The organism is Clostridium sediminicola (genome assembly GCF_050402865.1).
Classification (GTDB): Bacteria; Bacillota; Clostridia; order Clostridiales; family Clostridiaceae; genus Clostridium_AF; species Clostridium_AF sediminicola.
Window position 1 is genome coordinate 302,551 of record NZ_BAABMF010000003.1, and the last position, 24,351, is coordinate 326,901.

Annotated in this window: 21 protein-coding genes and 2 riboswitches; of the genes, 1 reads left to right on the plus strand and 20 read right to left on the minus strand. The window is 31.2% G+C overall.

The genetic code is table 11. The annotated features are described in order from the left end of the window. Positions 1-10 precede the first annotated feature (10 nt). From ACQ3F0_RS08175 to ACQ3F0_RS08265, 19 genes are all read right to left on the minus strand, one after another. A complete protein-coding gene (locus ACQ3F0_RS08175; RefSeq protein WP_428864702.1) occupies positions 11-1,300 on the minus strand; it encodes an acetyl-CoA hydrolase/transferase family protein in 1,290 nt (429 codons plus the stop codon). Between the two features lie 49 nt (positions 1,301-1,349). Further along, positions 1,350-2,135 carry an enoyl-CoA hydratase-related protein gene (locus ACQ3F0_RS08180; protein ID WP_428864704.1) on the minus strand — a complete coding sequence of 262 codons (786 nt, stop codon included), beginning with the start codon at positions 2,133-2,135 and terminating at the stop codon, positions 1,350-1,352. A gap of 36 nt (positions 2,136-2,171) precedes the next feature. Continuing rightward, a complete protein-coding gene (locus ACQ3F0_RS08185) occupies positions 2,172-3,191 on the minus strand; it encodes an electron transfer flavoprotein subunit alpha/FixB family protein (RefSeq protein WP_428864705.1) in 1,020 nt (339 codons plus the stop codon). Between the two features lie 13 nt (positions 3,192-3,204). Continuing rightward, a complete protein-coding gene (locus ACQ3F0_RS08190) occupies positions 3,205-4,002 on the minus strand; it encodes an electron transfer flavoprotein subunit beta/FixA family protein (RefSeq protein WP_428864707.1) in 798 nt (265 codons plus the stop codon). 33 nt (positions 4,003-4,035) lie between these two features. Then, entirely contained in the window at positions 4,036-5,169 is a 1,134-nt protein-coding gene (locus tag ACQ3F0_RS08195) for an acyl-CoA dehydrogenase family protein (protein WP_428864708.1), read from the minus strand. A gap of 186 nt (positions 5,170-5,355) precedes the next feature. Further along, positions 5,356-6,429, minus strand: coding sequence for a hypothetical protein (locus tag ACQ3F0_RS08200; RefSeq protein ID WP_428864710.1), 1,074 nt, complete (start codon positions 6,427-6,429; stop codon positions 5,356-5,358). A 64-nt stretch (positions 6,430-6,493) separates the two neighbouring features. After that, the gene (locus tag ACQ3F0_RS08205; RefSeq protein ID WP_428864711.1) at positions 6,494-7,522 is read right to left on the minus strand and encodes an alpha/beta fold hydrolase; all 1,029 of its coding nucleotides are present in this window, start codon (positions 7,520-7,522) and stop codon (positions 6,494-6,496) included. Positions 7,523-7,819: 297 nt separating this feature from the next. Further along, entirely contained in the window at positions 7,820-8,971 is a 1,152-nt protein-coding gene (locus ACQ3F0_RS08210; RefSeq protein WP_428864713.1) for a DUF2812 domain-containing protein, read from the minus strand. A 93-nt stretch (positions 8,972-9,064) separates the two neighbouring features. Then, positions 9,065-9,619: a GNAT family N-acetyltransferase gene (locus ACQ3F0_RS08215; protein ID WP_428864714.1), complete on the minus strand. Its 555-nt coding sequence runs from the start codon at positions 9,617-9,619 to the stop codon at positions 9,065-9,067. A gap of 248 nt (positions 9,620-9,867) precedes the next feature. After that, positions 9,868-11,070, minus strand: coding sequence for a hypothetical protein (locus ACQ3F0_RS08220; protein ID WP_428864716.1), 1,203 nt, complete (start codon positions 11,068-11,070; stop codon positions 9,868-9,870). Between the two features lie 12 nt (positions 11,071-11,082). After that, on the minus strand, positions 11,083-11,928 hold the full coding sequence (locus ACQ3F0_RS08225) for a MurR/RpiR family transcriptional regulator (protein ID WP_428864718.1): 846 nt from the start codon (positions 11,926-11,928) through the stop codon (positions 11,083-11,085). Positions 11,929-12,001: 73 nt separating this feature from the next. After that, on the minus strand, positions 12,002-13,186 hold the full coding sequence (locus tag ACQ3F0_RS08230; RefSeq protein WP_428864720.1) for an ADP-dependent glucokinase/phosphofructokinase: 1,185 nt from the start codon (positions 13,184-13,186) through the stop codon (positions 12,002-12,004). A 58-nt stretch (positions 13,187-13,244) separates the two neighbouring features. Continuing rightward, a complete protein-coding gene (locus ACQ3F0_RS08235) occupies positions 13,245-14,105 on the minus strand; it encodes a ketose-bisphosphate aldolase (protein WP_428864721.1) in 861 nt (286 codons plus the stop codon). A 55-nt stretch (positions 14,106-14,160) separates the two neighbouring features. After that, positions 14,161-15,000: a carbohydrate ABC transporter permease gene (locus ACQ3F0_RS08240; RefSeq protein ID WP_428864723.1), complete on the minus strand. Its 840-nt coding sequence runs from the start codon at positions 14,998-15,000 to the stop codon at positions 14,161-14,163. Position 15,001: 1 nt separating this feature from the next. After that, positions 15,002-15,925, minus strand: coding sequence for a carbohydrate ABC transporter permease (locus ACQ3F0_RS08245; protein WP_428864724.1), 924 nt, complete (start codon positions 15,923-15,925; stop codon positions 15,002-15,004). 92 nt (positions 15,926-16,017) lie between these two features. Then, positions 16,018-17,331: an ABC transporter substrate-binding protein gene (locus tag ACQ3F0_RS08250; RefSeq protein WP_428864725.1), complete on the minus strand. Its 1,314-nt coding sequence runs from the start codon at positions 17,329-17,331 to the stop codon at positions 16,018-16,020. A 426-nt stretch (positions 17,332-17,757) separates the two neighbouring features. Next, positions 17,758-18,930, minus strand: a complete 1,173-nt coding sequence (locus ACQ3F0_RS08255) for a phosphoribosylaminoimidazolecarboxamide formyltransferase (RefSeq protein WP_428864727.1) — start codon at positions 18,928-18,930, stop codon at positions 17,758-17,760. A 44-nt stretch (positions 18,931-18,974) separates the two neighbouring features. Further along, positions 18,975-19,053: riboswitch (ZMP/ZTP riboswitch) on the minus strand. A gap of 88 nt (positions 19,054-19,141) precedes the next feature. Next, positions 19,142-20,227, minus strand: a complete 1,086-nt coding sequence (locus tag ACQ3F0_RS08260; protein ID WP_428864729.1) for a GerAB/ArcD/ProY family transporter — start codon at positions 20,225-20,227, stop codon at positions 19,142-19,144. A 157-nt stretch (positions 20,228-20,384) separates the two neighbouring features. Next, positions 20,385-21,611, minus strand: a complete 1,227-nt coding sequence (locus ACQ3F0_RS08265) for an MFS transporter (protein WP_428864731.1) — start codon at positions 21,609-21,611, stop codon at positions 20,385-20,387. A 142-nt stretch (positions 21,612-21,753) separates the two neighbouring features. Between ACQ3F0_RS08265 and ACQ3F0_RS08270 the strand changes: the two genes are divergently transcribed. Beyond that, positions 21,754-22,086, plus strand: coding sequence for a hypothetical protein (locus tag ACQ3F0_RS08270; RefSeq protein WP_428864733.1), 333 nt, complete (start codon positions 21,754-21,756; stop codon positions 22,084-22,086). Between the two features lie 205 nt (positions 22,087-22,291). Here ACQ3F0_RS08270 and ACQ3F0_RS08275 read toward each other — a convergent pair whose 3' ends face one another. After that, positions 22,292-24,016, minus strand: a complete 1,725-nt coding sequence (locus tag ACQ3F0_RS08275) for a Na+/H+ antiporter NhaC family protein (protein WP_428864735.1) — start codon at positions 24,014-24,016, stop codon at positions 22,292-22,294. Positions 24,017-24,135: 119 nt separating this feature from the next. Further along, positions 24,136-24,304: riboswitch (Lysine riboswitch) on the minus strand. Between the last annotated feature and the right edge of the window lie 47 nt (positions 24,305-24,351).

The following is a 24,351-nucleotide window of genomic DNA, read 5'->3' on the forward strand; positions in this document are numbered from 1 at the left end:
TATGGTAATTTTATTTAGTTATTAGTTTTGCATCAATAGCCTCTTGTCTTAGTTTTTCTCTAAAATCTGGATGTGCAATAGAAATCATAGCTTCAACTCTTTCTTTAATAGGCTTGTTATATACATCCGCTAAACCATACTCAGTAACTACATACATAACATCAGATCTTGGAGTTGTAACTGCTTGACCAGCTGGTAAACTAACATTAATTGTAGATCCTATACTACCATCTTTGTTTTTAACAGTAGAAGCTAAACAAATAAAACTCTTTCCACCTTTTGAAATACCGGCAGCTCTTACGTAATCAAGCTGCCCACCTGTGGAACTAAACTGTTTAAAACCAATTGACTCTGAACCCACCTGTCCTGTAAGATCCACCATAAGTGAACTATTAATTGAGATAAAATCATCATTTTTACCAGCTATATATGGATCATTTACACCTTCAATAGGAGCTAATTCAACCTTACCTTCACCAACAAAATCAATTAATTCTTGGCTTCCTAACCCGAATGCTGCTAAAATTCTTCCATTTATTACTCCCTTCTTAGCTAAATATACCATTGAATCTGTAAGCATTTCAGTATGAACACTTAAATTCTTTTTATTTTCAAGTCCATAAGCTACAGCATTTGCAATACCGCCTAATCCTACTTGTAATGTTGCCCCATCAGGAATTAATGGAATAATATAAGATGCAATTTCCTCATCTGTTTTCTGAACTGGAGGCTGCGTTAATTCAGGTAGGGGATGGTCATATTCACAAATGCAATCTACTTCACTAACATGAATTCTATGTTTTGTTCCATTTACTTTTGGCTGGCATTTATTCACTTGAACGATTTTCTTTTTTGCATATTCCGCAACTGTGCCATTCCATGATACACCCATAGCTCCATAATACATATACCCATCTTCATCAGGTTCTGACACATCAGCTAATAATGTATCAACTTTATACACATCTCTTATTGCTAAATAAGATTTAGCAAAATGAACTGAATCTATATCTACATTTCCTACTTTGTAGAATTTTCTTTCAATAGGTCCATAAAAAATTGTATGAAAATTAAGTTTACCAATGAATTTTGGTGATTGTAAAAATTTATACGGATACATTGCCATAGCTGTAACAAGGTGAACATCCTTAAGTTCTTCAGCACGATCAGCTAACGCTTCTAATAATTGTATAGGTCCTGCTGAACATGCTCCAAACCAAATTTTATCACCGGATTCAATTTTTTTTGCAGCCTCTTCTACTGATACTAATTTACTTTTATAAATTTCTTGCCAATTCATAATAATCCTCCTCATATCAATATATTTATATTTCAAAAGTCGTATTTACTTATCTGCCTACATAATTAGGTTTTCTTTTCTCTAAAAAAGCTTTCAACCCTTCTTTAAAATCTTCTGTCTTACTACATTCTATCTGCGCTTTTACTTCTGCTTTTGCATACTCTTCAAAATCAGAGAATTGACTTTTATAAATTAATTCTTTAATATTCTTATAAGCAACAGCTGGTCCTTTTGCCATTTTTAGAGCAAACTTGTTTGTTTTGGCCTCAAGCTCTTCAATTGAACACAACTCTGATATTATTCCTAAATCAAATACTTCTTTTGCAGATATTTTTTTACCTGTTAACGCAAGTTCATATGCTTTTGATGCCCCAACTGCTTTTGTTAATAAATAAACACCTCCTGTATCAGGAACAAGTCCAAGTTTTACAAAAGCTTCTAAGAACAAAGCATTTTCTGCTGCAATACAAAAATCACAAGCTAATGCAAGGCTAAAACCAGCACCAGCTACTGGCCCATGGACTGATGCAATTACAGGCTTAGGCATTTTTTTAATTTTTATCGCTATTTCTACAACCTTTTCAATCAATTTATCAAAACCATTTCCTTCATCTATAAGTTTATACATTGCAGCAATATCTCCACCACCACAAAATCCTTTTCCTGCTCCATTTATAACTACTGCTTTTATATCTGGATTTTTTTCACATTCATCCAGTCCATTCATTAAATCTGATGCCAAGGATTCATCTAATGCATTTAAATTCTTTTTACTGTTTAATGTGATTTTAGCAACCCCATTTTCATGCCCAAAAATAATTTTTTCATAACTCATGCAACCACTCCTTTTATTTATTAAGTGTTAATCATATTAATCATTTTTAACTTTTATCTTTTTGATTTCTTCTGTAAAAATAGGTAATACTTCAAACAAATCTCCAACTATTCCATAATCAGCAATATCAAATATAGGTGCATCTTCATCCTTATTAATGGCAATAATTGTATCAGAGGAACTCATACCTGCCAAATGTTGAATAGCACCTGAAATACCACATGCAACATATATCTTAGGTTGAACAGTTTTTCCTGTCTGTCCGACTTGATGAATATGTGATATCCAGCCAGCATCAACTGCTGCTCTTGATGAACCTACTGCAGCACCTAATGCTTCTGCAAGTTCTCTTATCAATGAGAAGTTTTCTGGCTTACCTAATCCTCTTCCTCCAGATACAATGATTTCAGCCTCTTCAAGATTAACTATTTCTTCTGCCATTTCTTTAATACATTCAATTAATTTAGTTCTAATCCCCTCTTTTGGCAAACAAATTCTTTCTCTTATAATTCTGCCTTTTCTAATAAAATCAGGTTCTACTTTTTTAAAAACCCCTGGTCTTACTGTACCAATTTGAGGCCTTGTATTAGGACATAAAATTGTTGCCATAAGATTTCCACCAAAAGCAGGTCTAGTCCAAGCAACATTTCCGCTTTCCTCATCAATATCAAGTGCTGTACAATCTGCTGTTAATCCCGTTTTAATTCTGCATGATAATCTTGGAGCTACATCTCTTCCATTATTTGTAGCACCAATCAAAATTGTTGAAGGCTTGTATTTTTCAACTAGTTTATCAAAAACATTAACATATCCATCTGTAGAATAGTTTTTATATTGATTATCTTCTACTAAAATAACTTCATCCGCACCATATTCAATAGCTGTCTTTGCAATACATTCAACTCCCTCCCCAATAACTATAGCTATCAATTTTTCTTTTTTGATATCCGCAAGTCTTCTTCCTGGATTTAACAACTCTAATCCTACACTTTTAGGCTTTCCATCTACTGCTTCGATATAAACCCAAAGGTTTTTATATTCTTCCAATGAATTCATTTTTTGTAACCTCCTATATAAGACTCGCATCAGAAAGCAAAGAAATTAACTTTAATGCTGATTCTGAGGCTGTTTCTCCTTTAATTTTAATACCTGTTTTTTTATGTTGAGGTACAAAAGTTTTTTTTACCTTTGTAGGAGATCCTTTTAAACCTACTCTCTCCAAGTCAATTTCTAAATCACTAGCTATCATAGTAGGTATTTTAACTTTATTAGCTGCCATCTTACTTCTTATAGTTGCATATCTTGGCTCATATTCAGTTTTAATAACAGTAATTACTGCAGGACATTTTACTTCAATAATTTCATGATGATCCTCATTTTCTCTTTTCACTCTTACCACTTCACCATCAACTGTAATATCAGCAGCATATGTAACTTGAGGATAATCCAAATGCTCTGCTATTTCAGTACCAACTTGTCCTGTATCTCCATCAATTGCTTGCTTACCACAAAGTATTAAATCAAATTTTTCTGTTTTATCCTCAATAGCCTTTATAGTTGTTGATAAAATATAACTTGTGGCTAATGTATCTGATCCCCCAAAGACTCTATCACTTACTAAAATTGCTTTATCTGCACCTACTGATAAACACTCTTTCAAAGCAGCCTTTGCTTGTGGAGGTCCCATTGATAAGACAGTTATTGAACCTCCATTACTTTCCTTGATTCTTACCGCTAACTCTAGAGCATAAGCATCAAATGGATTCAATATGCTTGGTACACCTGCTCTGATAAGAGTATTTTTAATTGGATCTATTTTAATTTCAGTTGTATCAGGGACTTGTTTTACACAAACTAAAATATTCATTTTAACCTCCTAGTCTTTTTCAGAAGATAACGTTTACCTTAACAATTGTCCAGCAACTACTACCCTTTGAATTTGGTTAGTACCTTCAAATATTTGGAATATCTTGGCATCTCTTAAAAGTTTCTCTACAGGATACTCTCTACTATATCCATAACCACCTAAGATTTGAATTGCATCTAATGCTACTTCAACTGCAACATCCCCTGCATAACACTTAGCAATAGCAGCCTCTCTTGTATATGGTTTATTTGCTAAAATTAATTGTATTGCATGCACCACTGTTTGACGTGCAGCTTCTGTTTTAATGTCCATATCAGCAAGCATAAATTGTATTGCTTGAAATTTAGCAATTGGTCTTCCAAATGTTATTCTTTCTTTTGCATATTTAACTGCCTCATCAATACCTCTTTGTGCAATCCCTACAGCAATAGCTCCAAGGAAAGGTCTTGATAGGTCTAATGTTTGCATTGCAATTTTGAATCCCTGACCTTCTTTTCCTAAACGATTAGCAACCGGAATTCTTACATTTTCGAACACTACTTCAGTAGTATTTGAAAGCCTAATTCCCATTTTGTCTTCTTCTTTCCCTATAGTTATACCTCCACGGCTTTTTTCAACAATAAATGCTGTTAAACCTTTCAATCCTTTAGATTTATCTACAGTAGCAAAGACTACATATACATCTGATACTCCACCATTGGTAATAAAACATTTTCCACCATTTATTATATATTCTTCACCATCTTTTACTGCTGTTGTTCTTACAGCACCAGCATCTGAACCTGCGTTAGGTTCTGTTAAACAAAAGGCTGCAGAAGCACCTAGTACAATAATGTCAGAAAAACGCTTTTTCTGTTCAGTAGTTCCTGCCAATAAGACAGGCTTAGTTGCTAAACCTGTTGCACATAAACCTGTTATAAATCCAGCATCAATTTTTCCTACTTCCTCATAGATAGCTGCCGCAGTCATATAATCAACACCACCACCACCAAATTCCTCAGGAATTTCAAGGCAATGTAATCCCATTTCAAATGCTTTTTTATATAATTTCTCAGGAAATTCTCCTGTTTTATCAAATTCAGCGACATGTGGTTTTACCTCTTTGATTGCAAATTCTTTTACCATTTGTACTAAACTCTGTTGGTCTTCATTTAAAATATATCCCATCATAATACCTCCTAATATTTATTTCTTTAAGTTCTTTAAATGTCTAATCCTATTGATTTCGTAAATTATAGTATGCAAATTCTATGCCAATTTGGAAAATACTTGAAATGGTGGTTTTTAAAAAATGCGCAATTAATTTTTGTGCAAAATAAAAACAATTGCACAAAAATTAATTGCACAATTGCTTTAATTAAGTAATTCTAAAATATTTCTACTTTTTTCAGTTGATATAATACCTTGTTGGTCATCAGCAAATATTCCTTTTTCGTTTATAATTACATGCATTTCTAATCCACTTTTTAATAATAATAAAATATTTAAATCTGCTTTCGTATTAAAAATAATTACATAGTACTCCTCGTTGCTAAGATATTGAAATTTCTGTGATTGCAAGATGTTTAGAATTTGTTGAATTTCTTCTTTATCTGATATTTCAACTATTTCTTGAGTTTTATCCTCTTCTTTATCCCATCTTAATTCAATCTTATCTACATCATTAATATTAGTAAACCAAAATGGATTTCCATTCTGTCTTTCCTTTTTGAGTTCTATAATAATCCCTTGTCCAATTTCTTCTCCAGTAAATTCTTTCAGATTATATTCATATTTAATTTGCATAGTAGCAATAGATCCTGTCATAGTTCCTACATAATAAAGTTCTTCTCCTTCTATTAAGGTTCCATTCTTATCAAATACAATCTCATCTTTATTACTTATTCCAGATCCAGAGTACTCACTACCATCTTCATCATTATATGAACCTTGTGACTTAAGCGTTTCCTGATAATTAGAGTATTGATAATCATAAAAATATTCAATTATATCTAGAACGAAAAAATTATCCACACTTCTTGATGTCATCCTATCCCAATCTACTTTGAAATCTTCCTCTTTGTCTTCTTTTTCAATTGGAATTGACAATCTATGATTGTAGCATTCTTCCCCTTTTTCGTTTAAAACAGCATATTTTATATAAGCCCTTGCTGTTAAAGCTTCTTTTATACTTTCATCGTTATAAGGGTATAGCTCTAAACTTATAAACTTCACACTATAATTATTTTTAATTTTTTCACCATTCTCCATTTTATCTGTCAAGTTTATTTTGACTCTCTCAATTATTGGAGATACAATAGCACTTACCTCATTTTCCATATTCTTTATTATTTTCTTATTGTATATCTTATTGCTTATAATGAAAATGGATATCAAAATAAATGCTACTAAAAATATCTTTTTCTTTGATAGCCTTTTTATTACCATTCTTCAATACCTCCAAAAGAAATTATATGCTAATCAATTTAAAATAGATAGTGACACAGATGTGTTAATTTGAATATTTTTTAATAAGCCATTCTGCAAATTTTTCTTCTTCTTCAAATTGTGGATAATGTGCTGATTCTAAATAAAGTATAAATTCTTTTTCTGGTGCTATAATGGAGTCATAATAATTCTTTGCGGCTTTTGCAGAAGTCTTATAGTCATACTGCCCCATATGGAAATAACATGGAATTTCTAGTTTTTTAACAATAGTTGTCAAAGGCTTTCTAAGTAAATCTTCTACCATACCCACACTTTTTCTTATACCTAGTTTAAAACGAATTCTATCAAGTAAATTGTATTCCCTGTTCCTAATGAACCCTTCGTCATAATCACCGTACTCATCAATGAGGCGTGCACCACCACCATATTTTTGTATATATTTACGTGGAACGACCGTATATCCATTTGTAACTGGAACCTTTATTTTTTGAAGATCTGCAATATCCTCTTTATTTCCTGCTTTAGCTGCCTCTTCAAGACAATAGTTTAAAGAATCTGTCTCACTTTCTTTAAAATTTGATATTTGTCCAATTCCAATATAAGCAATATAATTTTCAGGTGCTTTTGCAGCAGCCTGCATTGCAATATAAGTTCCAAATGAATGCCCAGCTAAGAGTACTTTATCCTTTTCAAATCTTTCACGAATATACTCAGTTAGTGCTATTAAGTCATCAGTTAATAATTCAGGAGTTAAATTTGAGTAATCTTCTAAAAAATGATATGATTTTCCAGTTCCACGTTGGTCGTAGTGAACAATAGTAAATTTTTCTTCCAAAATATCTTGATATTTTCTTACATATGGAATTTCTGAAAACCCAGGTCCACCATGAACAAAAACTATGATTGGGTTATCTTTATCTTTACCTCGTATCATAAGTTGATGTTTAGTTCCATTTATTGATACCTGTTCGAATATGCTAACACTATTTTCACCTTTAATTGCAGGTGTCCAAGTTGGAAAAAATAATCCTATCAATATTAAACCAAGTATTACTAATGTAAACCTCTTTAAGATTTTTTTAAATCTTTTCATCAATTAACCTCCAAATAATTTGTGTCTATCGTCAAGAAATTTGCATACAAAAAAGTAAATAGTTAAGTTACATTTTTAAAATTACTTTCCTGTTATTTCATATTACAATATATGAAATGAAGTCAATTTATTACTCTATTTTCATTGCTAATTTAATAACATTATTCTTTTTGCTCTTTTACTAATTGTCATTCAATTACTCCCTTTATCTTTGATAGTTCCTTTAAATTTCTGAAAACTCAATTTTGAGTTTTCAGAAATATGTGTCTTTCCTATGGTAATCAATTGTTACAATAATCAATATCTATAAGTCTTTTCCGATAGAATAGAAACAATTTGATCAACATCTTTTTCTCCATAATATTTTATATGTATAACATTATTCTTCCAACACGCAAATACCTCTTTTTTAACTCCTATTTCATAAATATATATTTGGTCAAAGTTAGTACCTTTTGTTCTTTTGGGTTTACAACCAGCATCACAAATCATTTCTTGGATTAACCCATTAGCCATTTTTCTAAAAGTTAATTTATAATATTCTGTTTGCATATAAGATGAATACTTATTCTCTAATGTGTTATTAGAATTGTTCTCACCTACATTTTCATTATTTAATGATCCATTTTCATATATTGTAAGCTGAGCAGGTGCTAAAATACTCCATTCATAATACTCCCTATCTTCAAAATCAGACTTCTGCTCTATTTCTGATAGCGTAACAATAGGAAAATCTCTTTTAGCATCATCCATACCATCATAAAAATCCACAAAAATTTGTACACTATAAACTATAATTATAGCCAAATTAATAGTTATTGCTAAAATTGAAAAGAATCCATTTATATAGCGTGCCTTTTTCCAGGGTTCTCTATGATTTATTGAATTACCTCTAGTTAATGATTTCCTTACTTTATGAATTGTTCTGTAGTTCCTTATTAGTTTTAAAAAATTGATAAGAGCAACAACACCAACTAATAATTGCAAAGTAACTTGCCATCTAATCAATGCTAAAACTTTAGTAGTGCAACTGGAGATGGCGATAAATATAAGAAAAATAAAAATTATAGTCAAAACTAATGAAAGAATTATACTGTTCTTAAGGCTCTTCTCTTTATCAATTAATCTATTGCTATATTCCTGTGGATTATCATATATTTCAGTTACGTTGTAATATATTGGTGCTGAAAAAATTTGAAAATCGCCATTACTTGTAATAAATTCCCATCCTTTATTTTTAATGTTCTCAAGTATATTAGGAGAAAGTTTATCTTCTGAAATGTAAATTCTGTATAATTTTGCACTCTCATCTCCCTTTTCAAAAGTAGCAAATATTTTCCCTAACTTTTTTAAATGAAGTCCCTTTTCTGACATATCATAAAACCATTTTTCGTATTTACCTATATCCCATCCGAACTTAAAATGAAATTTTCTAACTTTTCCCTTCATATACTTTCCCTTTCTCGATAATTGAGACATATAATCTAATTAAAATAAATATTCAGTAGTGATGATATAGAAACTTTTAGCTAAATAATTACCTTAAAGATTTAAACCTGATTTATCATTATATAATCTGTAATAAAAGAATGGTTTTTCTTCTGTTTCACCAGAATTAAGTATCATTTTTGTTTCAATTTTTATAAACCCACATTTCTCAACAACCCTTTGTGAAGGAAAATTGTCTAGCTCAACTATAGCTATTAGGTAGTCCATATTTAAACTACTAAAAGCCCATTTTACCATAGCTTTTGTTGCTTCGCTTATATATCCCTTATTGCTGTGTTTTTCTGATATAAAGTAGGCAATTTCAATTTCATTATCTACTTCTTCCTTATTTCCTATCCCAACCATACCAATTATTTTACCATTTGTTTTAAGAGTCACTGCCAGCATTATTCTTACTGATTCTCTAGTTGCTAATGAATATTGTTTTTCAACCCAGTTTAACCATCCTTTCCTAGTATCTAAAGAACACTGCCAATCAGGCATCCATTTCAAAATATATGGTTCATTACAAATTTTATGTAATTCAATTATATCGTCTAACGAAAATTGTCTTACTATTAGTCTATCTGTTTCTATACAAATACTCATTTCAACACCTCATTTTATTAACAATTATAAATAAACTTCCTTTTATATTGTAAGCAAATTTACTTTCAGTTTAATGTATAATTACATATTTTATATCATTCACCATTATATCACAAATTATAGCTTGTTTATAATATGCACCTTTATGACCCACTCCTTAGTTCTATCAATTTACCTAGTTGCTATAAAAAAATTAATATAAAAAAACTAGCAAGGAATATCTATCCTCACTAGTAATTGATAAATAATTAAACAGTCTTAGGAACTTCAGGATTATTGTTAGCAAAATTCTGTAATATGATTAAAGGTTCATATTTACTTCTATTTTTTATAACAACACCTTTTTTTGCAGCTCTTTCAGAGACAAAGAATTCATCTCCAGATGGTTGGTCAACTCTTAGTAAACCTGGAGTTTCACATTCATAAACTCCAAAGGTTCCATGCCCCTGAGTAACCAGTGCACAATAACAAGCTTCATCGACTAATCTGATATCAACACCAGGGTCAACAACAACTTCTTTTGCTGCAAACCATTCATTTGCATAGGCAACCCATTTTTGAGTTAAACCATTCTGACTCGATGGAATTTCTTTTGGAGCACGGAAATATTTTTCTTTATAGTTTGGTAAAGTACTTTCTTTCCAGTCAATTTGATTAAATAATGACTCTACATCATCTTTTTCTTCTTCTGGTTGACAATCAGTTAATAAATTATGAGGATTTACTTCTCCCATTGTAATATTCTCCATAATAGTATTAACATCGCTATTCCACTGAGGTTCATATGTAACAACAGAACCAGGAGCATGAATAATACCTGCTGGTGTATACCAACCTGTTCCTAATTGAATACGATAAGCTCTTGAGAATTCAGTAATTCTAGTATCTCCTTTATCATAATTGCAAATGCATTTTTTGATATCTTCAGGGTCTGTCGATGGATCAAACCCAAAATAAGTAAGTGGGAATCGTCCTAAATAAGAATTATATTGTACTGGGAAGTAATACGCTTCTGGCTTTCCATGTCTTCCTATTTTATTAGCTTTTTCTTCGGTTAAATGTAGATGGTGGAATAGCGGTTTATCATAGTCATACAACTTAGCAAATGTTGGCCATGATCCATACTTTTCTTGTAATTCATCACCAATTAGTTCTTTTCCTAGAACCTTTACAAAATCAGCAAATATAAGTTTTTCTCTTTTCACACTATCAACTAATACAAAACTCATACCTTCTGCTGACCCTGCTTTTGGTCCATTTAATGCAGTAGTTACAGAACCTAACCACCGTTCACATATACCTCCACGATTCATACCAAATGCATAGTAGTCATCAGGATGTAGACGTAATCTATGTCCTGGTTCATTAAAGGCCCTCGGTACCCATGTTGGTGTTAATTGTAGAATTCCATCACCTTTTTCGAATACTTCTTTTATATATTCCTTTAACAATATATATGCCTCCTATAACTTATATTCAGATAAAATCATTTCTGGCTTATCTGCGCTACTCGCAATAATTCTTTCTTCATTTGCTACAAAATGTAATAAAGCATCAATTACAACTGTTTCATTTAAATGACAATAACTCTTATAATAATCAAATGGTTGTCCCGATACATTGGATAATAACAAATAATCCGCTAACCTGGAAACTGGAGAATATTCAAATGCAGTAATTGCAATAATTTTCAATCCCTTTTCTTTAGCAAGTTCCATAGCCTGTACTACATGTTTAGAATCCCCGGATTGAGAAATGGCTATTACTATATCGTCCTCATCTGCCAAGTTTATATGATTTAAAAAATATTCTGGAATCATATTATAAGTACATTTAACACCAAAACGACCTAATCTAAATCCCATATACATTGCTAATGGACTTGTATTTCCTACCGCTACGATATGAACATGTTTACTCTTTTTTATCAAATTTGCACAATCTAGTAATTTGCTTTGTTCTAAATTTTTCCCTATTGCTGTTATACTGTAGGAAAAAGCTTGAAACAAACCACTTACTGTATCTACCTTAATATTTTCCATTTCATTATCCGACACTGATTTGCGCCCTAAATCTCTTGATAAGTTAATTCTTAGCTGGTAATATCCTTGATAACCTATATGTTTGCACAGTCTAATCACCGTTGCATCACTTACTCCACTATAATTAGCTAATTCTGATACATTGCAGTTTACTGCCTTCTCTGGATTTTCTAAAATAAAATCCGCCACTTTTTTCTCTGCCAAAAAAATATTATTATATTTTTCTTTTATTGTTTCTATAACTGTCATTCCCTGATTCATATTCATACTCCCCTCCACTACAACACAAATATCGTCACAAATAACTCATAAAAGTCCACACTTTAATATAATTAAAATTCTATGGAAGCATAGCTGGCAAAAATCCTCCAACAAATGAATCTCCAAGACCAATAGTTGTTGTATTTGTCTCTTCAACATTTACAACAGGTACACAACATACTTTATTTCCTAGCAATTCTTTTAATTCATCTGCAAATATAACCCCTTCTTCATTAAGCGGAAGACTTTCTGTTTCCTTGTAATTTTCCACTGTAAAATCATCGCCAAAACGGAATCTTGTTGTTGCCATAGTAGTTCCGCCTTTAAGAGCTTTTGAAACACTAATTGCATTCTTGCCATATGCAATAGCCCAATACATAGAATGTACCACAATTAATGGTACAGGAATCAAATTTTGAATATCCTCAAGTGCTTCTTTCATTTGAGATGCATTCAACAAATCCAGCTTTCTGCCAAGATAAGCTTGCAGCTCATCTTCATTAAGACTATAAATATTTATACTATCTACTAAAGTAGAGTGAATTAGTTTACTAAAACTTACATCATAAAAACATGCATCCTCATAATAAACCAAAGCATCCTTTGGAAGTTTTTTTAATATGTTTAATAAAGACTGTATCCTTTTAGCTAGAAGTTCCTTACTTTGCATAGCATTGAATCCTGAAATCAAAAATATCCTTGCATCTGAAATAAGTTTAGAAAAGTCTTCATTAAGCTTCATTACAATATTATCGTAGTCATTATTATAAATAATACGATTTGCGCGGTTAGTGCAGATGTTAATATCACCTACTTTCACTCTAGTATCTTTACCAAACTGCACAATCAAATGAGGATAGGAGCTATCTTTTGTATTACTGCAAACATAAGGACTATCTTGTGGAATTAGTCTTCGTACATTATCGTTTATAGTTACAAGATGAAGAGCAGAAATATATCCAAGCTTACGCATTGCTATGGCAGCTCTTACAGATGTCCCTCCTAGGGTGATTTTATTCTCAAAACTTTGTGTAAACTTCTCAATAATGTCCTGCGAGGAAACAAATCGTTCACCACCACTTTCGCACTTTAAAAAACCGAGGATAGAAATAACTAAGTCACGTTCACTATTTATCTCTAAATTTGTTGACAACTCATAATCTTTAATCTCATATTGAGTAATTAAATTTTCAATGACCTCAGAATTCCAGACAATCTCATAATCTATATTATCGCCAAGTCCCAAAATAATTTTTTCCTTCATTATAGTATCTCTCCTATCTCCATTTTGATATACTCACTTTTTGGCAGAAGTTAAAATTCTAATAGAGTGAAGCTTTACCTTCTGATTTAAAAAGTGAGATCTTATGATAAGCAACCTCTTTCATAGCATCAATACAAGGTGGATAAATAGAATTGGGTTCTCTAATAACAGGATCATCAAGAATTTCACGACACTTCTTGTAGAAAGCATCCTTTATATCACTGGAAATATTAATTTTATTAATACCTAATTTCACTGATTCTGCAATTTCCTCGTCAGGGTTAGCTGAACCACCATGAAGAACTAAAGGAATACTAATTTTAGATTTGATTTTCTTAAGTAAATCTAGTTTCAACTCAGGTTTCAAGTCTTTTGGATAGATACCATGAGAAGTACCTATAGCAATAGCCAAAGAATCAACACCTGTAGCTTCCACAAAAGTTACAGCATTTTCAGGATTGGTAAAAATAATTGTTTCATCACCGGCTTCAGCTTCAGCATCTGTTGTGCCTATGGTACCCAATTCTCCTTCTACAGAAACTTTGACAGCATGAGCAGCTTCCACAACCTTCTTACATATAGCGATATTATCTTCAAATGAGTAGCTGGAAGCATCTATCATAACAGATGTGAAACCACACTGAATTGCTTCCATTACTTGTTCAAATGTTGCTCCATGATCTAAATGAATACATACAGGAATAGTAGCATTATTAGCTTCCTCAATTACTGACTTTACAAATGAAGGGCGAACAAAACTCAATTCATCAGGATGAATTGCAATAATTACAGGTGACTGCTTTTCTTCACAAACTTCAAAAATACCTCTTAGTAACATATTGCTACTAATATTAAATGCTGGAACAGCAAAATAATTCTCATTTGCCACAGATAGTAAATCTTTCATATTCATTAACATACTCATAACCTCCATCAAATAATAATTTTGTATAGTTAACAATAAAAAGTTAATTTTAACTTTTTATAGAACCCACTGTCATACCTCCAATAAAATAACGTTGGAAGAATAAAAAAAGTAGTAGAACAGGTAGACATCCCAGTATACTCATAGCCATCATTTCATTCCACTCGTAGGAATGCTGACCCATAAGCAATTGGATACCTATAGGAACTGTTCTCATTTCAGTTGTCTTCGTAAGAGTAAGTGCAAATAAATATTCATTCCAAGCCAACATGAATGTATAAATTCCTGTTGAAACAATACCTGGTACAGAAATCGGTACAAGCACTTTCCACAAAGCAACAAAAGAATTTGCACCATCTATTTTTACAGCCTCATCTAATTCCTTTGGCAAAGTATTAAAATACCCGGTCATCATTATGATGGCATATGGAAGTGTAAAAACCATATAAGTAAATATCAAAGCCATATAAGTATTGTACAACTTCATTGTAACGATAAGACTAAAGTAAGGTATCAACAGTGTAATAGGCGGTACTGCCTGTACACTGATAATAATCATATTTAAAGTTTTTTTCAGTTTGAACTCATATCGACTGAAACTATATCCAGCCAAAATACCAACAATGAGAGTGAAAATAGTTACCAGTGAAGAAACCAAATAACTGTTTATAAAAAAACGAATCTTCGATGAATCACTAAATATTGACTTATATGCACTGAAAGAAAAAGAATCTGAAATAAAGCTTGGTGGGTAAGCAAATATTTCTGTATTGGGCTTAAATGAACATACAAGCATCCAAAGAACAGGGAATCCTGCATAAATAGCACCAATCAAAAGTACAATAATAATTAATACCTTAGCAAGTATTCTTCTTTTTTTTGAAACCATGCTAATCCCTCGCTTTCTGATTCTTTACATAAAATAAAGCTACACACATTGATAAAATAAGAATAATAACTGCACTTGCTGATGCTAGAGAAAACTTATAAGAACTAAATGCCAATTTATATGTATAAGTACTCAACATCTCAGTCGCATGAATCGGCCCACCACCTGTAGTCATCCATACCAACGGAAATTGCTGCATTGTCCAAATAAAATCTAGCATAGCCATACTTATGATAATAGGCTTAAGTTGAGGAATTGTAACATATATGAAACTCTTAATGTTATTAGCACCATCAATAGTTGCTGCCTCATAAAGGTCACTAGGAATTCCTTGTAGTCCTGCAAGAAGGCTAATCATAAAGAAGGGATAACCTGCCCAAATATTTAAATATGTGATTGCATGTAAAGCAAACTTTCTAGAACTAAACCATTCAATATTACTACTAATGATGTTTAATGTATTAAGTATATAGTTTACAATACCATTTGGATTAAGCATAAGCCTCCACAAAATTGCTATAATTGTTGCGGTAAATACCCATGGTAAAACGTACACAACTCGAAAAAAAGATTTCGTAGCAGAGTGGAGTATTTTCACATTCAAAAGCATTGCAAATGCTAATCCAATCACAAAATGAAAAATAACGCTCATTACTGTAAAATATAGTGTATTTGAAATAGTTTCAAGAAAAATACTGTCTGTGAGGATTTCTACGTAATTTTCAATTCCTACAAGAACAGGATTTTTATTCATAACAACATTATCCATTAAGGAATATATTATAACCATTACTATAGGAATTAGCATCAATACTGTCATCAAAATAATCGTAGGTGATAAATAAGCATATGGAACAAGTTTTCTTTTTAAAACTTGTAGTGGATTTTTCCTAGTACTTTTACTTATACTGTTATTAGTCAACATAGAAAGCTTTCCCCCTTCTTAAAAGTAATCTCTACATATTGAAAATTGCACGGCTAAACCGCCGCGCAACTTTTATTTAACATACTAATGCATTAGAAATTTTTCTTCCAAGCATTTTGCGCATTATCAAGCATTTCATCTACTGTTTGATCACCATCAAGTAAAAGTTGTAATTGTTCATCAAACAATCTCATAAGTTCTTCAGCAACTGGCAACCCAACAAACTCGTTTGCAGGATAACCTTCCTTATATATATCAAATGCCTTAGCAAATAATTCATCAGTTTCTACAAAATCAGGTTTAGAATTCACATTACCAGGGAATGCATTAGCGATAGATGATAACTGTGAGTTAACTTCTTCGCTCATAAGAAATTCAACAAGTTTCCAAGCTTCTGCTTTGTGTTTACTGTTTTCAGAAACACCTATACCCCATGATGCATAAGGTAGTCCTCTTTTGCCAGTATAACTATCATCAGCTGGAATAGAAGTAACATCAAATTTCAAATCAGGATTCTTCTCACGAATTGTATTGATATGAGCTAGAGAATCAACCATCATACCAACTCGTCCATTTGTAAACTCTTCAACTTTATCCTGCTCAGCCATAGAAAATGACCCTGGTGTAACAACACCATCATCATATAGTCCTTTAACAAATTCAATAGCACTGCGTACATTATCATTAGTTACATCAGGCTTACCATCTTTCATCATGCTTCCTCCTGAAGCCCATACCCATGACATAACATCATTCTGGATACCATTAGGAGATTGTAGTGACAATGGAAGAATCCATCCATAAGTGTTACTGTCGGCATTGGTGAATTTTTTAGCTGCTGCAGCAAATTCACCTCTAGTGTTTGGAAGATCTTTAATACCTGCTTTATCCATTAGATCTAGGTTAACGAAAACAGGATAAACAAAGTTTACAACTGGAATCATATAAGTAGCACCATTTAACTTAATCTGTGATGCAAGCTGGCTATCATCATATCCGGCCTCACTCATTAAATCAGTCAAGTTAGTAATAGCTCCCTGATTAACGAAATCACTTACCCAAGCTCCGTCCAAACCAACAACATCTGACATTGTGCCTGCTGCCGCACCCGCAATAACTTGTTGCTTCGTAGAAGAATAAGGACCACTAATGAGTTCAACTTTGATGTTAGGGTTCTGCTTTTCAAACTGGTCCATCAGTTTTCTAAAAGCACCGTCAGGAAGTTCAGGTTCCCACCACTGAGCAAACTCAAGAGTTACACTATCACCAGCATCAGCTTCTTTTGAAGATGTTTCCTTAGTATTAGTTGTGTTAGTTTTGTCATTTGAACTACTGCTGCCGCACCCAGTTATAACGGTAGCAACCAAAGCTACAGATAATAATACGCTTAAAAATTTTCTTTTCATGTATTAGGTTTCCCCCCTATGTATTTTTAGTACCAACCATACTATTGTATAATTTTACCAATCTCATTTTCTATATTAGCTTATTTTTACATTTATGTCAATGTTTTAATGAAATAAAATTTTATTTAATTACTTATATGGGTTATTCTATTATTTTATTACTTCATTTTATTTATTAATCAAACAATAACTACATTTTTTGCGCTATTTCTACAAAAGATAGTTAGATTATATGAAATTTTATTTCTTAATAAAATTTTATTACTTGGTTTAACATGTCTAAAAAAACATTCATTAATAACTTAAATTAGTTATTGCATTTTAAAAGAACACTCATATAATTAACTAAATTTTGATATAAAAAAACTAGCAAGGAATATCTTTCCTCACTAGAAATTGATTTTGTTTCACTATTTATTTTTAAATTTAATGATGAAATAAGCGAATTCCTGTAAATGCCATAGCAATATTGTATTTATCACATATCTCAATTACATTATCATCTCTTACTGAACCTCCTGGTTGTGCAATATAAGAGACACCACTTTTTCTTGCTCTTTCTATGTTATCTCCAAAAGGGAAAAACGCATCTGAACCCAGTGCTACCCCATTGAAATTTTGTAGCCATTTTATTTTTTCATCATGTGTAAAAGGCTCTGGTTTTTTCACAAAAGTATTTTCCCATATTCCATCAGCTAGAATATCTAAATAATTTTCTGAAATATATACATCAATAGCATTATCTCTTTCAGCTCTTTTTAAATCATATTTAAATGGCAAATTCAATACCTTAGGATTTTGCCTTAAATACCATATGTCTGCTTTATTTCCTGCCAACCTTGTACAATGAATTCTTGATTGTTGGCCTGCTCCAATACCAATTGCTTGACCGTCTTTTACATAGCAAACAGAATTAGATTGAGTATATTTTAATGTAATCAAAGCTATCATTAAATCTCTTTTCGCATTTTGTGGAATAGATTTATTATCTGTAGGTTTATTTTCAAATATATCTGATCTTATCTTTACATCATTTCTTCTCTGTTCAAATGTAATTCCATACACATCTTTTGTTTCTAATTCTTTTGGTTCATAATCCTTGTCAATTTGAATAACAACGTATGTCCCTTTACGTTTTCTTTTTAAAATATCTAATGCTTCTTTTGAAAAGGATGGAGCGATAATACCATCAGAAACTTCACGTAATAAGAATGTCGCTGTTTGTTCATCGCACTCATGGGATAAAGCTACGAAATCTCCATAAGAAGACATTCTATCAGCTCCTCTAGCTCTAACATAAGCAACAGCAATATCTGATAATTCCACACCCTCTACAAAATATATCTTCTTTAATGTTTCATCTAATGGAATAGCACAGGCTGCTCCTGCAGGACTTACATGTTTAAATGATGCAGCGGAAGCTAATCCTGTAGCTTCTTTTAATTCTTTCACTAATTGCCACCCATTAAGGGCATCTAATAGATTAATATATCCTGGTTTTCCATTTAATATCTTTATAGGCAGTTCACCAGCTTTTGCATAAATTTTTGATGGTTTTTGATTTGGATTACATCCATACTTTAATTCTAATTCTTTCATTTTGCTACACTCCTTTTAGTATAAGAAAAGAGCCTACTATCCGGGCTCTTTGCCCAGACGGTCGGCTCATATTTGCTATACTTCATGTGGTTAATTCCACTTCCGTCAGTCGTATAACTAATTTATTTATATCATTTTTAGCTCCAATTGTCAAAATAGAATTTGTATGAAATTTTATATTTCAATTCTAATTCCAATAATTCTATATGAATCACTTTGATAATTGTTTCTTTTTTATTTCACAAGCAAACCATATAATAATAGGCAAAATTACTATAAATAAAAAAGCATAATATATCCATACCTCAAAAATCCATTCATTAAAACTCATAATGCTATCAAATTCAAAATATGTTAGATTTACAATTAGTAGTGAAATAGGCATTACTATGAATCTATAATTATTACATTCAAATATCTTAGCAACTCCTTTACATGTTGCCAATAAATAAATGCTAATTTTAATAAAGCATCCCACTACAAATATAACACCCGATATCACTTCTATTCTTTGCAAAACATTTCCAACATCTATTCTTTCAATAGCTTCATATGCTGGATAATACAATATTGATGCATGCTCTATTCCTATAACTAAACCAATTGTTAATGAAGTCATTAATAAAAATATTCCTCCAACTAGCAAACCCTGATTATATATTTTATAAATAGATTTCTTGCTTTTTAGAGTAGAAAAAGCAATAGTAAACACTACCGTTTCGCCAAAAGGATAAATAAATACTTCATAAGCACCTTTAATAACCGGTTTAATCCCATTATATAATATAGGACGAAGATTATTTATGTTCATCTTAGGAACGAGTAATAATATTCCAAAAATAGATAAAATGACAAGTACATTCAAGAATAATTCCCCAAACTTACCCATAACTAGAATTCCTTCTTTTACTATCCAAGCACATAGAATCATAATACATATAATTATCACAATTATTGGGGTACTATCCAAATTAACAATATTTATAAATTGACCCAAGTCTATTAGAACTAAAGATGCTAAATCAAAAGTATACCAAGTATATATTAAGATTATCCCCTTTCCAATGAATTTTCCAAAGGTAATCTCAATTATTTCAAACAAATTTTTATCTGTGGAAACATTAAATAATTTACTATATAAAAATATAAAAGGTAATACCATAAATATCGCAAAAATAATAGCCAACCATAATTCTTTTTTTGCTGTTATACCAGATACCAGTATGCTAGATTCCCCAATTATAAAAAGAGTTACAAGCGATACTCCTTGTTTATCGGAAATAACTTCTTTATTCATTATTTAATTCCCCAATCTATAGTTAATAAATTATCCCTTTATCATCAAATAATTCAATTAAACTTAACTATAGTTTAACCAGATACCAAATAAATATATTCTTCCTACAAGATATGCAATACAAACTATAAAAAAATCAATCCACCACACAAGCTTACTAAGCTACTTTTTTTGGTATAAACAATAATAGTATATTCACCATTACTACAGGTATAAGTACAAAAGGTGTTGCTGAGATTAACCCCAAATGATCTGCTAACTTACCAAACACAAATATTCCTAGTCCACCTATCCCTCCTGAAAGTCCCATAATCAGACCTGTTCCTGTGTTCTTTTTATCTGGCATTAAATCATGTGTAAATACAATATTGGCTGCATTAGTACAACTAAAAGTAAATCCTAAAAATATAAAAGCAATCATAGAAATCATCCCTGAGCCAAAAATTATCATTAATATTATTATAAGAGCTAACGCATTTGAAATTTGTATAACTTTCTTACTACCAAATTTATCATTTAAAAACCCACCTGTAATCGTACCAGCAGCATTCATAAAGAGATATGAAGAAAGTATTATTCCGGCAATTTTTATATCAACATTTTTTAAAACTAATATTTGTATTCCAAAAGTCAAAAATGTCCTTACAATAAAAAATTTATTTGTAGCTATAAAAACTATAACTGATATCCATTTTAGTGAAAAATGATTAGCCTTTTCCTCAGAATCTTTTGTTTTCTTTACTTTAGTTGTAATTTCAATTTTATGAACTTGTAAAATATACATTAATCCTGCAGTAACAAATGCAACAATCATAAAATAAATTAGCTTATCAGTACCATAGTTTTTTACTATAGGTATAGTTATTAATGGTGTAACGGATGCAGCAAAACCACCAATAGTCATAAAAATAGAAATGCTTTTCCCTCTTGATTTATTGCCCAACATGATTGCAGTAGCACTTCCCAAAGGATGATATAACGAGGATGCTAATGCGCCCATAAAAACTATTAAAAGAAATAAATAATAATTTGTAACTATTCCCGTTAAACTCATCCAAATACCTATCCATAATATAGATATAATTAAAAGATATGTTCTCCCATACTTGTCCACAAAACTACCGATAATAGGTTGCGCAAATGTACCACTACTTGTTATTACAAATGCTATAAATCCTTGCTGTGTTAGACTTAAAGACAAACTGTTTGCGAATAAAAATAATATTGGCGGAATAAGATTCATATAAAAATCATTAATAAAGTGTCCTATAGATACTGCTATAAGTCTTGTAAGATTACTAGTTTTTTTTTGATTTATAACTGCTAAATTATTCAATGTTTTGCCACCTTTTTCTTGATATAGATTCTTTTCTTTTAGTTTCATTCATCCTTATACATCACGAATAGCAATATCATTATAACACTCCCTTATTACTATTCCAATAGTAATACAAAGATGTATTCTTTATTCTTATGAGTTTAAAATCCATATATAACCATATTTCAAATTAGGTAAGCTAGTAGTTTTGTTTGAATTATTAGCAGACTCACTTTTCCTAAAAGCAATCTCTCTTGAGAAAAATGAACTTTGTGAAATTAAACATAAAGAAAATGAAGAACAAGATTTAGGATGTAACCCAGATAATTTAAGACAACCAATAAGACTTCTATATTTAGTTGGAAGACTTATTTTAGCTATAGCAATTTTGAAGGAATATTTATTACTAAGATGCTGCATAAAAAATACTCATGATATAAAGAATCTTCAATCAACATATAAAATACTTATAGGAGAATGGATTATTGTGTTAGGAACAGCATTAACCTATATAGGTGCTGGAGAAGAGAAAAAATCCTGAAAAGCACTTGAACTTTTTAGGATTTTACCTCTACCTCTTAAAAATCATTTACCTAATACTTTATATAAAATAAGTTTAACATTAGAATAAAGTAAAAAGTTACATGTAGACATATATATTAGTTAAGAGTTTAGAGTTTAGGTTTGAATAACAAAAAGAGCACTGAAATTATTCAGTACTCTTGATTAAAATCTCTATCATATTATTATGCTTCTACAGGTTTTCCAACAAATCTAACGATAGAAGCTATGATTAAAATATTTACAGGTAAAAGAATCCAAATTGAAACTCCAAGTCCTGCTGGAATATAACCACATAATATTGTTACAGCTGCAACTGTTAATGAATAGAAAACTTGCGTCTTAACATGATCTATATGGTCTGCAGCAGATCCCATAGATGATAAGATTGTACTATCTGAAATTGGAGAACAGTGATCTCCAAAAATTGCACCTGTTAGTACAGCACTAATTGCAACAACCATATATGAATGTGTTGGGTCTAAAGCATATGCCAAAGGAATAGTTAATGGCATCAAAATACCCATTGTTCCATAAGAAGTTCCAGTTGCAAAAGAAATAATAGAACCTAATACAAATATTAATGATGGTAATAAGAATGCAGGAAAATTCACTGCTAACACCTTATCAACTATAAATATAGCTGTTCCTAATTCTTTGATTATTCCGCTTAATGACCATGCTAATAGTAAAATAACCGCTGTAATAAGCATTGATTTCAAACCTACTACCCATGTATCAATTGCTTCACTGATAGTAAATATCTTCTGAACCACACCCATAATCATTGCAACTATACCTGCTAATAACGCAGCTTGGAATAATACTATAGCAGCATCAGATGCTCCAAAGCATTCACGAATTGCCAACATTGATGCAGGGCTATTCTTTAATAATTCAATAAGAGCAGTATCTTCGCCACCTGAAATAGCTACATACCCATTGTAATAAAATCCTAAAAATGATCCAATTACAAGAACTAAAACTGGTACTAATGCATTTGATACTTTTAGTTTAGTACCATCAACAGGTTCCATCTCTGTTGATTCATCTGAAACCATTGGCTTTGCACCATCTCTTAATACTTTACCTGTTTTTCTTGCTCTTCTTTCAGCTTTTAACATAGGTCCAAATTCTCTTAGAAATATTGCAGTACATACTATAAATACTAAAACTAATATATTATAAAATCTAAATGGAATTGTTTCTATAAATATATTATAAGGTTTAACTACTGCTCCAGCATACCCTACAATAGAATCGTATCCATCTTTAATTACACCTAACTCAAATCCTACCCAAGTAGATATTAATGCAATACCTGCAATAGGTGCTGCAGTAGAGTCTACAATAAAAGATAATTTTTCTCTTGATATTCGCATTTTATCTGTTATTGGTCTCATAATAGGACCAACTATTAAAGCATTTGCGTAGTCATCAAAGAAAACACATAAACCAAGGAACCATGTAATCAATTGAGTGCTTGTTTGACTTTTTGCTTTTTTAGCTAATGCTTCTGCTATAGCTCTTACTCCACCCATTTTTGTTATTAATGCTATAAGACCACCAATTGCAAGACATTGAAGAATAATTCCTGCATTCCATGAATCCGCTAGTGATGCTAGTATCTCCTCTACAACTCTTAAAAAACCATAAAACATTGCTGAAAAAATATTTAACCCATTTATATTAAGTAAAATTCCTCCAGTAAATACTCCGATAAAAAGTGATAATACAACATTCTTAGTAATAAACGCTAGTACAATAGCAATTAATGGTGGTAACAAAGTCCAAAGTCCAAATTTTGCAGCGTTAGCTTCTTTAACTGCTTGTTCAACCCCAAATGCCGTTGTGCAAACCATAACAAGCATTAAAACTAATGTAGTAATAAATATACTACGTTTTTTCATAATATTTCCCCCTTAATTTATGTTAATAGTTTAAAAAGGAATAAATTTAGTAGAGAAAACAAAAAAAATGTTTTGAGAGATTCTCAAAACATTTAAATACAAAAACAAATTTATAATCAATGAATGATAGCTCTCCACGACTCGTGACAGTCTTGTATATATTGTATACAAGCCCAATACATAACATCAAAGCATTAGTTATATATTTCGGCAATAATTCCTTTTCCAAAGCTTCACTGTGCTTACCTCCACTTTGGTACTTATAACTACTGCACCTCTACCTAAATATTTATTCAATTTTTAATACCAAACTGATTCTATAACAAAAAACATAG